At 54.0% G+C, this 14086-nt stretch carries 11 protein-coding genes; all 11 read right to left on the reverse strand.

Features of this window, described 5'->3' with window-relative positions; all coding sequences use genetic code 11:
• Window positions 1-5 precede the first annotated feature (5 nt).
• Window positions 6-1400, reverse strand: a complete 1395-nt coding sequence (locus OM794_RS16695) for a hybrid sensor histidine kinase/response regulator (RefSeq protein WP_226247757.1) — start codon at window positions 1398-1400, stop codon at window positions 6-8.
• Window positions 1369-2535, reverse strand: coding sequence for a nitric oxide-sensing protein NosP (nosP, locus tag OM794_RS16700; RefSeq protein WP_226247760.1), 1167 nt, complete (start codon window positions 2533-2535; stop codon window positions 1369-1371). The genes OM794_RS16695 and nosP overlap by 32 nt, the downstream gene beginning before the upstream one ends.
• A complete protein-coding gene (locus OM794_RS16705) occupies window positions 2516-4777 on the reverse strand; it encodes an ATP-binding protein (RefSeq protein ID WP_226247762.1) in 2262 nt (753 codons plus the stop codon). The genes nosP and OM794_RS16705 overlap by 20 nt, the downstream gene beginning before the upstream one ends.
• Complete coding sequence (locus tag OM794_RS16710) at window positions 4767-5246, reverse strand: molybdopterin-dependent oxidoreductase (protein WP_226247918.1); 480 nt, start codon at window positions 5244-5246, stop codon at window positions 4767-4769. The genes OM794_RS16705 and OM794_RS16710 overlap by 11 nt, the downstream gene beginning before the upstream one ends.
• Before the next feature lie 182 nt (window positions 5247-5428).
• Entirely contained in the window at window positions 5429-6247 is an 819-nt protein-coding gene (locus OM794_RS16715; protein ID WP_226247764.1) for a DUF2189 domain-containing protein, read from the reverse strand.
• Between the two features lie 350 nt (window positions 6248-6597).
• Complete coding sequence (locus OM794_RS16720; RefSeq protein WP_226247767.1) at window positions 6598-7026, reverse strand: universal stress protein; 429 nt, start codon at window positions 7024-7026, stop codon at window positions 6598-6600.
• A gap of 10 nt (window positions 7027-7036) precedes the next feature.
• The gene (locus tag OM794_RS16725; RefSeq protein WP_226247769.1) at window positions 7037-9640 is read right to left on the reverse strand and encodes a TRAP transporter permease; all 2604 of its coding nucleotides are present in this window, start codon (window positions 9638-9640) and stop codon (window positions 7037-7039) included.
• Between the two features lie 145 nt (window positions 9641-9785).
• The gene (locus OM794_RS16730; RefSeq protein ID WP_226247772.1) at window positions 9786-10766 is read right to left on the reverse strand and encodes a TAXI family TRAP transporter solute-binding subunit; all 981 of its coding nucleotides are present in this window, start codon (window positions 10764-10766) and stop codon (window positions 9786-9788) included.
• A 438-nt stretch (window positions 10767-11204) separates the two neighbouring features.
• On the reverse strand, window positions 11205-12509 hold the full coding sequence (locus OM794_RS16735; RefSeq protein WP_226247774.1) for a TRAP transporter large permease: 1305 nt from the start codon (window positions 12507-12509) through the stop codon (window positions 11205-11207).
• The gene (locus OM794_RS16740) at window positions 12499-12978 is read right to left on the reverse strand and encodes a TRAP transporter small permease (protein WP_226247776.1); all 480 of its coding nucleotides are present in this window, start codon (window positions 12976-12978) and stop codon (window positions 12499-12501) included. Before OM794_RS16740 ends, OM794_RS16735 begins: the two co-directional genes overlap by 11 nt.
• A gap of 62 nt (window positions 12979-13040) precedes the next feature.
• Window positions 13041-14051 carry a DctP family TRAP transporter solute-binding subunit gene (locus OM794_RS16745; RefSeq protein ID WP_088698953.1) on the reverse strand — a complete coding sequence of 337 codons (1011 nt, stop codon included), beginning with the start codon at window positions 14049-14051 and terminating at the stop codon, window positions 13041-13043.
• Window positions 14052-14086: the final 35 nt, after the last annotated feature.

A 14086-nucleotide genomic window follows, 5' to 3' on the forward strand; every position in this document is an offset into this window, starting at 1 on the left:
TCAAGTTAGGCTTTACTAAGCAGATTCCCGAGCAGCATACGTAGCCGCAGGGGCTTTAACGGTTTGAGTAAGCAGTGCATGCCAGCTTCCCGGGTGGCACGCTTAATCTCCGCCTCGTGATTGGCCGTAATCACCACCGCTGCCAGGCCGGGATAGCGCCGCTGTAGTCGCGCGGCCAATTCAATCCCTGTTTCCCGATGATCCCCCAAATGGTAATCCACCAGCAGTACCGCCGGCTGCTCTCCGTCGCTGGCAGCCTCCAGCGCACTCACCGTTGCAGCGGCTCTCACTCGGCACCCCCAGCTACCCAGCAGCGCCTGCATGCCATCTATAATGGCCAAATCATCATCAATTACCCAGATAACACGGCCACTCAATGGATCCTCAGCACCGTTAGGCAGCACCGTGTTATGAGTGTTATCCACGGCGGGAAGCGTTGCTGCGGCATAGGGCACGGTGATCGAAAATAGCGCCCCCACGCCGGGACGCGAGGCGAGCGAAATCGGCTGTCCCAGCATGGCACTGATACGGTCAACAATGGCGAGCCCCAACCCCAAGCCACGGCTGTGTGCGCCGTTAGGCTGGTTAGCGCGACGAAACTCCAGAAAAATCGCCTCCCGCTGCTGCTCAGGGATCCCAGGGCCGGTGTCGCCCACGGTAATTTCCAACCCTTCTTTGCGCCGCCGACAGCCCAGCAACACTCGGCCCTGCTCGGTATAACGCACCGCATTGCTTAAGAAGTTGCGGATCACTCGCGCCAGCAGCGCCAAATCGGATTCGACCACCGCGCTGGAGGGCACGTAGTGCAGGGCCAGCCCTCTCACCCCGGCTATTTGGCGATACTCCTCCGCCAACGCATCTAATAGCGTGCTCACCGCGAAGGGGGCTTTATCGGCATGGAGCACCCCCGCATCCAGGCGTGAAATATCCACCAGCGTGCCTATCAGCCCCTCGACATCCTTTAGCGAGCGGCCAATATGGCTAACGAGCATTTGCGAGGTTTCAGGCAGTGAGTGCGTTTCTAACGCGCTGGCAAACAGACGAGCGGCGTTGAGCGGCTGCAGCAGGTCGTGGCTAACTGCCGCCAGGAATTTCGTTTTGGATAGGTTGGCGGCTTCGGCTTCGGCTTTTGCGGCCAGTAGGCGCGTATTGACCTGGCTTAACTCATCTAAGGTGCGGTGCAACGCATCGGTGCGCTCACGTACCTGCTCGGCAAGTAATACCGAACGTTCAAAGGCGGCATAGGGCGCGGGATCAACATCGCCTCCGGTTTCCACCCGCTCCATCAGTGCTTGGCACACTTTACGCAGGCGGCGGTTCTCTTCCCGCAGCGCCGCGACATCAGTTGCAGCATCCCTATTGGTTGCTTCAGGCGTGGTCGTTAGCTGGAAGAGATCCAAACGCCACCCCCGTAAATGTTTGATTCACATGCATACCATGATGCTGTTCACCGTAGGTATTAAATCCCACTACGCCTGCCTGGCGCAGCAGCTGCGACGCCTGATCCACATGCCCCAATGCCTCTAGCTCCATGCGACGTAGAAAGCAGTCGCAGCCAATAATCATGCTCGGCGCCCCCAACCTGGCGCTCACTCCATTCAGCATCACCTTGAGGTCATCAAGGAGCGGTGTTGGCTGCATGGCAGTCAGTACAATGCCGTTTTCCACTGCACAGTAAAAACTCAAACTACTGTCGCTATTAACACCCTGAATAGAGCGTACATAGTGCTGTCCGCCAATGCGGACGGCTAATGGGTGGCGGGCAAACACTGCGGCACTGAGCTGCTCTGGGGCAACACCTACCAACGCTGCGTAAACCTGGGCGGCGGGCAGACCATTGAGCTCTACCACCCGCCGCTGCTCACGGTCGGCCTCGGTCACCACGAGCTTGTGTGCCAATGGGATCAAGTGATGGGTTGAGAATACTTCAAAGGGCAACCGGGTATTGATCATGACGACCACCGCCGCCCGTGTATAAAAGCATCCAGCGGTATATACATGGGTATGGCTAAGGTGGTTGTCGTCACCCGCCGAGCCGCCAAAACTAGGAATGCGCCCTAGCGCGGCATCCAGGGTGGCGAGCACTTGCTCTTCACGACTGGACAAACCATCCAATAACGTTAGCGCAAAACTATGCTCATTGATCGGCGCGATGGCTTGTTGGCGACAACGTTCCAATAGCGTGTCGACCAACGGCTGAGCATCGGCCAACTCAAAGTGTTCGAGGTCGTCAATCAGCGCCGTTTCAATGGCAAACAGGCGACGATCGAACCCGATAGCCACGATAGAGCCGCGGTCATAGCCTGCGGGCGTTATTTCCCCAGCGGTGGTACAGCCACTTAGCGGCGTAGCGGGGAAGCGACTTTCCAGCGCACCGGCTAGTGCCGCTAAATCATACTCCGCACTGCAGAAGAACAGTACGAACCCCAGGTGTTCGTGCTGTAATGCGTCAGCGAGCTCCGCCGCTGCCCGACTTGCATCTGTCTGCTGGCTGGCGGCTGTGCTAATGCCCTGTTCAACTGGATAAGTGATCACGGCACCACCTCTCCAATGCGGAATGCGTATGCGCTGCTGCAAGCCTTAACGCGCTGAGTGCCTCATCAAGCTGCTTGGATGTGGTGCATTGCGTTTTGGCTAGTAGCTCAAGCTGCTTTGCCTGCTCGGCAAGCTGGTCGGCCCCCATACTCAGCGACTCGCCGCGCAGCTGGTGTGCAAGCCGTACGATCTGCTGCCCCTGTTCTGACGTCAAAGGCGTTGCAGCCAAACAAGAAGCCAATTGTGCGGAGTAATCGCTTACTTGCTGGTGGTAAAGCATGATTAGCTGAATCATGCTCGCTTCACCTAGCGTCATTTTCAACATGCTCAGGGTGTCGCTATTAAGCAGTGATGGCTCTCCGGCTAGCGTCGGAGACGCCGCTAGCGTCCTTAAAGGTGCGTCCGGAGTCGCAAAAAGCTGCAACGCCAACACGTTGCTTAGTGCAGAGAGCGATAGAGGCTTGGTGATGTAATCATTCATACCCGCTGCCAGGCAGCGTTGTCGATCATCTTCAGCGCCTCCAGCGGTCATGGCGACGATCGGCACACTGGCTAACCACCCGCCCTGTTCACGCAGCCGTTGCGTGACCCTTAAGCCATCCATATCAGGCAACTGAATATCCATAAAGATCAGATGCACCTGCTGCGACTGAGCCATGGCCAAAGCATCATGACCACTCTCGGCCCAAACTATATCGCAGCCCAAGCGCGACAATAAGCCCATCGCGACTTTGCGGTTAACGGCGTTATCCTCTACCAGAAGCAGTTTTGTGCCGGTAAAGTCACGCTTGGGCGCTGGGGGCAGCGATGTTGTTATGGGGTCAGCGGCGATTAAGGGTAGCTCGCACCAGAAGGTACTCCCCTGGCCTAACTGGCTTTTTACCCCTAGTCGACCTTGCATGGCTTCGCTTAGCCGCTTGCAAATTGCCAGCCCTAGCCCGGTACCACCAAACCGACGTGCCACTGACTCATCCGCCTGCTGGAAAGGCTCAAAGAGACGCTGCTGTTGCTGTTCACTTAGACCACAGCCCGTATCACTGACCTCAAACAGTAATTGCTCCACCGTTGAAGAGACGCGTACGCTGACTTCACCGTGGTCGGTAAATTTGATGGCATTAGCGATAAGGTTAAGCAGAATTTGCCGTAATCGACCCGCATCGACCTGCACCCATGCTGGCACCAGCGAATCAACATTAACCTTAAGCGCTAACCCTTTCATTTTGGCTCGAGGGGCAAACAGCACCACCACGCTATCAATCAGCGGTTTTAGCTCCGTGGGCGATGTTTCGAGGGTTAGGTGCCCTGCTTCGATTTTTGAGAAATCGAGGATTTCATTGATCATTGCCAGCAATTGATTGGCGCTGTCGTGGATTGTATGGGCGTAATCCTCAACCTGAGCAGGGCTTGCTGATTCGCGTAACAGCTCACTCATACCAATAACGCCGTTCAGCGGTGTGCGAATTTCATGGCTGACCATTGCCAAAAAGTCTGATTTGGCTTGGTTCGCTGCTTGAGCCTGTTTGGCGGTGACTTCGAGTTGACGGCCAAGCTGCTCCTGAATCCGCCTTATCGCCGCACTCTCACGCATTTCACGAACTAAAAAGGCAATCACCAGGAAGGCCGCTAAGCTCATACCAATAATCAGGCTCATGAGAAGCTTGTAAAGCAGGCTGAGCTGGGCGCGCTCTTCCGTTGCCGATTCAGCTAAGTAGCCGTTAATAGCAATAACCAGTCTTTCAGTGAGCCGCGTTAACGCCTGCAGTTCTTCTTCCAGCGATGCTACCGGCAGTCGATCAAGTTCCTCATCAGACCCGCCTTCAGTACGGGGGGTAAACATACTATCCAGCAAATCAAGCTGCTGCTGGATTTGGCCTAACAGCTCACGGGCGGTATCAATTTGCTGCATGAGGTTGCGAACTTCACCGTCGTTTAGCAGCGTCATGCGACTATAGAGCAACTCAAAGCGAAGATTTAACTCCTCGCTTGCCTTAGCCGAGAGGGGCTCCCGGGTCACTGCCAATAAATGGTTGAGCAGCTGTACCGCATCGCGATCCAACTTATAAACAACCCAAGCGGTGTCTTCCCGCAAGCTTTGAGTGAGATTTTCCTGCCGCCAGGCGGCCAGAGTGGCGACGACCAATGCTGCAGCAAATAGTAATACCGCCACAATGGCAACGAGCTTAAAACGACGAGGATAACGCAGTAGGCTTGAGGCCCGCGCATTAGAAGCGCTAGTGAACATTAATATGCATAACCTGCCATACCGCTCTAAAGCGAATCTTTTCGCTTAACAGCGCTTCATCTTGATCAAAAGGGTATAGCACCCACAAAGGGCCATATTCCCGAACCGGAATCGCCTCGCCGTCTTTTTTCATGGCTAAGATGACATCGTATTCATTAAAATCACTTACCGGTATTTCGGCTTCGTAGCCGTTCAGCGCGGAGACATGAACGGCATCAACGTCGGAGCTTACCATTGCCAGTAGGTCACGCATTAAAGGACCACTATAGTGGCTAATGCCTTCTGTCCAAGGTGTACTTGTCTCAAACTCGTGCTGTGGTAAAGCCGTCAACATGGCACGGTCAAACTGCGCCTCCCTTCCTTCATTGGTATGATCGATCTTACCGCTGATAGTCAAGATAACGGGCCCGTTAGGCACCTCTAACCCATCAGCTGATTGAGCAAGCCCCGCTAGGGGAGTACTGAACATCAGTACGACCCACCCCAATAACAACGCTTTCACAGTAAACACCTCGCACAAGATCACGCTCAGGTTACATACCCAGGAGCAGCAGAAGAAGATAGCGTAAAGATTACGCCATCTCCTTGATCAGGTCAGGGCAAATACTATTTTTTTAGTCACTGAAGTGTTACTGGGTGCTCACAATTGAGTTACGATTTGATTTCCTCGAAGGGTTCAAAGCGCACTAACTCTTCGTAGGCATGCCAACTGGCGTGGCCCAACACCGGCAGGATGAGCGCCAAGCCAATATAAAATGTCATGACGCCAACCAGAACACACAGGGTAAGAATCACCGCCCATAGCAGCATCACGCGAAAGTTACGTGCAACGCAACGTACGCTCGCTTCGATGCCTTCCATGAAGGTTAAGTCTTGATCCATCAGCGTAGGAATCGCTACAACGCTAATAGCAAAGGCGCCAAAGGCAAGAATGCCGCCCGCTACCGTACCGACTGCCAGCATCCCCAAACCTTCTGAGGTAGTCAGCAATGCGGTATAGAGCGAAGCGGGGCTGGGCACTTCAAAACCAAAAAACAGCGCAAACAGAAGCGTGGCCAAACGAATCCAAGCGAGGAAGAAGATCATCATCATGACCCCCATCATCGCCAACTGGCCTGCATGGGGTTTCCAACTGCCGAACGCATCACCCAGGTTAGGCACTTGTCCACGCTCCAACGCCCGGCTAATGCCATAAGACCCCACCGCCACCAACGGGCCAATAAACATAAACCCTGCAATCATCGGCAGTAGCCAGTACCAGTAACCCATAGTGAAAGCACCTAGGGTAATAGCAATACTCAACCCCACCCAAAACATGCCATAAGAAAGGCTCACTACCGTCGCACGGCGAAAATCCTCAACGCCTGCAGCCAACCACGCCCTGGGTCGATCCAAACCGACTTTATTAATACTGATTTTCACACTAGGGTGGTTCGAATGGTGGTTTGTTTTTGTTGTAGCCGCATTCATGGCATCACTCCTGTTGTTCCTGATATAGATCCTGATTTCAGGATTTACCTCTATCGCATCAACGCTCGATCCTCGTCGATGGTATTAATGCCAAATTAATGGCTTAACGTTCTGCATTAATGCTCTCTTAATGTAGCTGACCAACGCTCTTGAAGGATGCCACTTTGAGACACGCGTACAAAAAATCCACGAAATAGCTATAAAGCGCCAATTAAATTGCTGCGTTAGCAAAAGCAAATGTAATGGGCTGATAATGCCGACAATAAAAAAACTCCGAGCTAGCTGCCCGGAGTTTTGGTTTTGCCTACATGGCCGTCTAATGCTGACGTCTTACTATTCTGATGTCGTACCTAGCGCACAATCATTACCGATACCTTGGCATGATGCACTACGTGCTCAGCATTGGGGCCCAACACGTAATCAACAAACTTACGTTTGGTATGGGAAGCCATAACGATCAGGTCGACATCCAATTTTTTGCCCGCCTTAATAATGGCTTCCCAGGGCGAGCCATCGACAATCACGCTTTGCGTTTGAATCTCCTCCGGCACATTCTTTTGAATGAACGCATGCTGAGCTTCTTTGACGGCTTCATGCGCTTTCTTAGAAAAATCCTTGGGAAAATAGGCCCCGACCATGGGCATCTTAAACTCCGGCAACACCGTGACCACATGCAACGATGCCCCAAAGGTCTTACAAAGCGTAACCGCCGTAGGCAGCGCCTTCTTCCACGACCCCTCTTCATTAAGATCCACGGGCAGTAAGATTTTTTGATACATGATGGCCTCCTTAAGTGGTTGCTGCTGATTCATCGGCAGACTGTTTTTCTCGCCGACGGCGCTGCATTAGTACCACTAGGCCAAAGATGACCAGCGCCGGTATCCACATCCACTCTTTCGTCCAGCGATCCACGGGAGCCAGCACTTCAATGATTTCTTGATCGAAGTCAAACCCTAGCTCGGCGGCCTGGCTGCCAAACTCGACAAAGTCGACCACAGCCTGATCACCATCTGCCAGCAGCTCCATTCCCAGCGCTTCCATACGCTCCTCGCTGTTATCTCCACTGGGGACAGGAACGAGAATATAGGTGGTCATTGGATCGCCGAAATCATCAACACCCGCAATTTGCACCCGCAGGTTACTACCGTCATCGACACTTCCGAGTGCTTCTGCAAACTGCGTAGGCGGAATCGACTCATAGGGATCGTGGATTCGATCCATCCAAAAACCAGGGCGGAACAGCGTAAAGGCCACTAGCAGCAAGAGTAGTGACTCATACCAGCGGTTGCGGGCAATCATGTAGCCCTGTGTACCCGCTGCAAATATCAGCATAGCGGTGGTCGCGACGATAAACACGACAATACCTTGCATAAAGGTGACATCGATCAACAGCAGGTCAGTATTGAAGATGAATAGGAACGGTAGTGCCGCGGTTCGCAGGCTGTAGTAAAAAGCCTGGAAGCCAGTACGTAATGGATCACCGCCGGACACCGCCGCCGCCGCAAACGAAGCAAGCCCCACGGGTGGCGTGACATCCGCCATAATGCCGAAATAGAACACGAATAGGTGAACGGCAATCAGCGGTACAATAAGCCCGTTCTGCTGCCCCAGGAGCACAATGACCGGCGCCATTAGCGCAGAGACCACAATGTAGTTAGCCGTGGTTGGTAGACCCATGCCCAAAATCAAGCTAAGCAGCGCGGTAAGCAACAGAATCATCATCAGGTTGCCGCCGGACAGAATCTCCACTACATCCGCCAACACCAGGCCTACACCGGTTTGCGAAACGGCACCCACCACGATACCGGCGGTTGCGGTGGCAATACCAATCCCGATCATATTACGGGCGCCGGCGACAAGGCCGTCCCATAGGTCTTTAAACCCCTCTTTAACATCAGCAGAGAACTGGCTGTGGCCACGGAAGAAAGCAATCACCGGGCGCTGGGTGACCATGATAAAGATCATGAACATGGTCGCCCAAAACGCCGAAAGCCCTGGCGACATGCGCTCCACCATCAAACACCACACCAGCACAATGACCGGCAGGATGTAGTGCAAGCCCACCATTACCGTTGGCCGTGTTTGCGGCAGCGTTACCACGGCTGAATTGGGGTCATCCAACTCCAGTTCAGGATAGTTCGAACTTATCTTCAACAAGCCGATGTACACCACGGCCAAGCCCAACGAAATAACCCAGGGAGTGGCCTCACCGAGCACAGGTTTAAGCCAGCCAAGTCCGTAATAAACCCCGAAGGATAGCGCCATCAACAATATCAGCCCGGTCATAAAGCCCAGGATTTTGTTGAGTAGAGGGCGCGCTGGGTTACTTGAAGGCAGCCCTTTCATATTGGCCTTCAAAGCTTCCAGGTGAACAATATAAATCAGCGCGATATAGGAAATGATCGCTGGCAGAAAGGCATGTTTGATAACTTCTACGTAAGATATGCCAACATACTCCACCATCAGAAAGGCAGCCGCCCCCATGACTGGCGGCATTATCTGGCCATTTACTGAAGATGCCACTTCAACGGCGCCCGCTTTTTCAGCACTAAAGCCCACGCGCTTCATCATCGGAATCGTAAAGGTTCCAGTCGTTACCGTATTGGCAATCGACGACCCCGAGATCAAACCCGTCATACCCGAAGCCACTACAGCCGCTTTAGCTGGGCCACCTTTAAAGTGGCCCAGCATCGAGAAGGCAACTTTGATGAAATAGTTACCCGCCCCTGCTTTGTCCAACAGGGCACCAAACAGAACAAATAGGAAAACAAAACTGGTAGAAACCCCCAGTGCAATGCCAAACACCCCTTGGGTACCCAGCCACTGGTGATTAATCAAACCGCCCAGGCTCACGCCCCGGTGGGCCAAAATACCGGGCATATAGGGACCAAACAGCGAGTAAACAATAAACAGACCGGCCACAACCATCAGCGGCGGCCCAAGTGCACGTCGTGTGGCTTCCAACAACATAATAATGCCAATCACGCCAACCACGATGTCTTGGGTGATTGGCCGCCCCGGGCGCTGTGCTAAATCTGAGTAAAATAAAAATAGATAAGCACCGCAAAAAGTAGCCACAGCAGCGAACGCCCAGTCCTGCACCGGAATGCGGTCTCTAGGAGAACGTTTAAGCGCAGGGTAGGCCATGAAGGCAAGGAATAGCGCAAACGCTAAATGGATGGAGCGCGCTTCGGTCGCACTAAACACGCCAAAACGAAATAAATACGGAAGAGGTGAGGCTATCCAGAGCTGAAACAGCGACCAGATCGCTGCAATGCCCACCAGCAGTTTACCCGGCACCCCTACCGGTTTCCTTGCCCCTGAATCACTAGCAGCGACCATATCCTCTAGGTCTTGTTCAGCGGCCGCCGAAGGTTGTTTGTCATCACGCATACGCTTGCCCTGCCTAATGGTCAGCGCTGACAATCAGCGCTTTCAACAAGAAGCGCGGACACCTGGGTTAACAATTACCAGGCGCCCGCGCTTTACTACAGGCGGTGAACGCTGCTCACCTGCCGATTTTTACGTCGCTTCGAACTTACTCGATCCAGCCACGCTCACGGTAATAACGCGCTGCACCATCGTGCAGCGGAGCGGTTAGACCGTCAGAGATCATCTCTTCTTCGTTAAGATTTTCAAACGCTGGGTGGAGACGTTTGAAACGATCAAAGTTTTCAAAGACGGCTTTGACGGTTTCATAAACGATTTCTTCGTCAACATCAGCAGAAGAAACGAAAGTTGCCGCAACACCGAAGGTTTCGACGTCTTCGTCGTTACCACGGTACAGGCCACCCGGGATCACGGAGCGGGTGTAGTACGGATACTCTTCAACCAGCGCGTCGATCTCTTCACCCGTCACCGGGACTAAGCGAGCATCGATGGTGGTGGTCGCTTCCTGAATAGAACCGTTCGGGTGGCCCACAACATACACCATGGCATCTATGTTGTTATCGGACAGGGCCGCAGACTGCTCGGCGGCATCCAACTGAGAAGCAAGAGCGAAGGTATCTTCGTCCCAGCCGAACGCGTCCATGACGACATCCATGGTATTACGCTGGCCAGACCCTGGGTTACCGATATTGACACGCTTGCCAGGGAAATCACTGATGGTTTCGATGCCGGAATCGGCACGCGCTACAACCGTTAGCGGCTCACCATGCATGGTGAATACGGAGCGCATATCTTCCCAAGGGCCCTCTTCTTCGAAGTTTGCTTCGCCGTTGTAAGCACGGTATTGAACATCAGACTGAACAACGCCCATGTCCAGCTCGCCGCTTTTCATGCCGTTAACGTTAGCGACCGAGCCACCAGTAGAAGGAGCGTTACAACGGATGTTGTGGTCATCGCTGCCACGGTTAACCATACGGCAAACCGACTGGCCTACGACGTAGTAAACGCCGGTTTGGCCACCGGTACCGATAGTAATGTAGCGTTCCTGCGCAACCGCAGGCGACGCGAACGTGGCGGCAGCAATCAGCGCGCCAGAGAAGGCGGCAGTGGAAAATACATGGCGTTTCATGAACACACCTCTTTGTATTGATGTTATGAGCGTATTTGATGTTACAAACATCGTGCGTTTTGGTTTCACCTGATGAACCGTTCCCTCAGGCGGCCTTGTTCCAAAACGTTTTTCAAACATTCTGTTTTTAAGACAAACTGTTACAGGCGTACCGTTGGTTGGTTGCCTGCTAATACTACTTTAGCGAAAAACTAAGCCTTTAGCGAAAATTAAAACGCTCAGCGGAAAAACAGCTGTCTGAATCAGTGAAGTAGTCGCCGTCTCTGCTGCACGCCCGCCCTCGCCTCACGGACATGCCTTTCATGCCAATGAGTTTAGCGCTAGCGAACGTTTAGTAAGCGTTAACTCCTATACCATTTTGACATAGGGAATAAGCATTTTCGTTGTTTACTGGACTCGGACGACCTCTTTTGCATGCCAACAGACATCGTTCCCCCCTCAAACGTTGTAGCCCAACACGCTGGGTAGCCACAGCGCAATAGCAGGAAAAAGCGCCACCAGTGCCAGAGCGCACCCCATCGCGACCACAAACAGCAGCGCCCAGCCGAGAGTTTGCTCCAAGCGAATTTTGGCCACTTCGGTGGTCACCATCAAATTCACCGCCACCGGCGGGGTAAACTGACCAATGGCGATATTCATTGCCAATAGAATGCCAAACCACACCGGGTTCCACTCAAAGTGCTGCATGACGGGGATCAAAATTGGCATCATGATCAGATAGATCGAGATCGCATCCAGCAGCATCCCAGCCACCAGCACCGCGAGCATTACCAGGACTAGCAGCAAAACGCCGTTATCGGTCAGACTAATAATCCACTCCGCCAAATGGCGGAACGTACCTAGCATGGTGCCCGCCCAGGCAAAGATACCGGCCAGGGCGATAATCAGCATCACTACGCCGGAGATAATCGCTGCCTCACCCAACAGTTCCCATAAATCACGCAGCGACAGCTCGCGGGTCAAAAACAGTCCGACAATCGCGCCATAGGCAACGGCTACCACCGCTGCTTCGGTAGGGGTAAACAGGCCCGAACGCAAACCACCCAAAATCAACACCGGGGCAAACAGCGCCGGTATCGCCTGCTTAAACGTAGTGCGTATGCTGAGCCGTTCGGCGCCCTCTACCGGTGTGCCGCCCTCCCAACCGTAGCGTTTGGAAACGAGCATAGCGGGCACCAGCAGCGCCAGCCCGGCCAGAATGCCGGGAAATAACCCTGCCGCGAACAGTGCGCGCAAATCGACGCCCGGCACCACGATTGAGTAGAGAATAAGCGCTACTGAAGGCGGGATAAGAATCGCCGTCGAGGCAGAGGCGGCAATCAGCGTGGCGGAAAACGGCTTGGGGTAGCCCGCTTTGGTCATACTCGGCAGCATCACCATCGCCACCGCTGCCGCATCGGCAGGGCCTGAGCCGCTCATGCCGCCCATAATCATGCATACCAGCACTGCGACCAGCGCCAAACCACCATGGCGTGGGCCAATCAACGCCTGGGCAAAGCGCACCAAGCGCAGCGCCACACCGGAGCGTTCAAAAATAAGCCCCGTTAAGATAAACAGAGGAATCGCAATAAGCGGGTACTTGGCAATACTGTTATAGGTATTGGTGCCCATCGTCGCGAGCATATCCGGCGACAACCCCAGCACAATGCCAACGGCCCCGGAGAGCGCCAGCGAAAACGCCACCGGCACCCCCGCTATCAGCAAACCTGCAAAGGCCAGAATCATCCACACATCAGGACTCATCGGTGAGCCTCCCCGACAAACGGTCACCGGTTTGCTGAACCAAGCGCCACACCATGGCCACAGAAAGCACAGGCAGCCAGACTAGATACCACCACTGAGGCAAGCCAAGCCCTGGTGACAGCGACGCCCACTGATACTCTTGCCACGCCAGCTTGCCGCCATACCAGGTAATCAAGCCCAGCACAGTGAGACCGCAAAGCGCTTGAAAAAGGATCAATGCGGAACGGTATTTGGGGGGCAGCGCCCGTTCCAGAAAGCCAATGCGAATATGGCGGTTACGCCTCAGCGCCACCGAGGCACCGGCAAAGGTCAGCACGACCAGCAAAAATACAGAAAACTCTTCGGTAAATGAAAAAGAGCCGCCGGTTAGGTAACGCGTAATCACATTACCAAGACTAATCAAAGAGATAATGATTAATGCCAGCGCACCCAGCCAGCGCTCAGGGCGCGCATCAGGAAAGCCTTTCATGGCAGCCTCACAGCAAAAAAACTCCCAGCCTTAAAGACCGGGAGTTTGAACATCAAAGGTAATTAGCGCGCGTCGATAGCGGCTTGTGCAGCCTCTACCACTTCTTCGCCAATCCGCGGCGCCCATTTTTCGTAAACAGACTGAGTGGCATCGACAAACGCCTGGTACTGCTCATCGGAAAGCTCGGTCACTGTGACACCGCGCTCTTGAATTGCCGCAAGACGCTCGCCCTCTTCTTCGCGGGTCATGGCGATTTCCCACTCACCCGCTTCTACCGCGGTTTCACGCAGCAGAGTTTGCTGCTCTTCGCTCAACGTTTGCCAGACCTGCTGATTGACCGCAAAAATCAGCGGGTCATTCATGTAGTTCCACAGCGTCAAATGCTCCTGACCGACCTGATCAATGCGCGCGACGTCAAATACCGAAAGCGGATTTTCCTGGCCATCTACTGCGCCGGTGGTCAGCGCGGGCTGAGCATCCGTCCAGCTCATTTGGGTGGGGTCGGCGCCCAATGCCGAGAAGGTATCCTGGAAAAGTGGCGAGCCAACAACGCGGATTTTCAGGCCGTCCAAGTCGTCTGGCTGGCTAATCGGCCCGCGAGAATTGGAAACCTGGCGGAAACCGTTTTCCCCCCAAGCTAACGGAATAACGCCACGGGACTCGATTGCCTCAAACACCAACTCCCCTGCTTCACCACCGGTAACCGCATCGACGGCGGCTTCATCGGGAATGAAGAAGGGTAAAGAGAACAAGTTAAGTTCCGGCACCTGAGGCGACCAGTTAATGGTCGAGCCCACCGCCGCGTCGATTAACCCAGAACGCATGGCAGAGAATTCACGGGTTTGATCGCCGGAAACCAGTTGTGAATTTGGATACACCCGCAGCGTTAATTCACCGCCACTGCGTTCTTCCACCAGTTCTGCCCACTTCTCCGCCGCCTGCCCCCAGGGGAAAGCGTCAGACAGAACGGTGGAAACCGAAAGTTCGCGTGCCTGGGCAGAAAGGGAGGCGGAAAGCAGTGCCGCACCGGCCAAGCCAGCGGTGAAGTGAGCTATTGAGCGTGTCAGCGTCATGGTAGATCCTTTTTTAGCTATTTTTATGGGGTGTG

This window comes from Halomonas sp. BDJS001, from assembly GCF_026104355.1.
Taxonomy (GTDB): domain Bacteria; phylum Pseudomonadota; class Gammaproteobacteria; order Pseudomonadales; family Halomonadaceae; genus Vreelandella.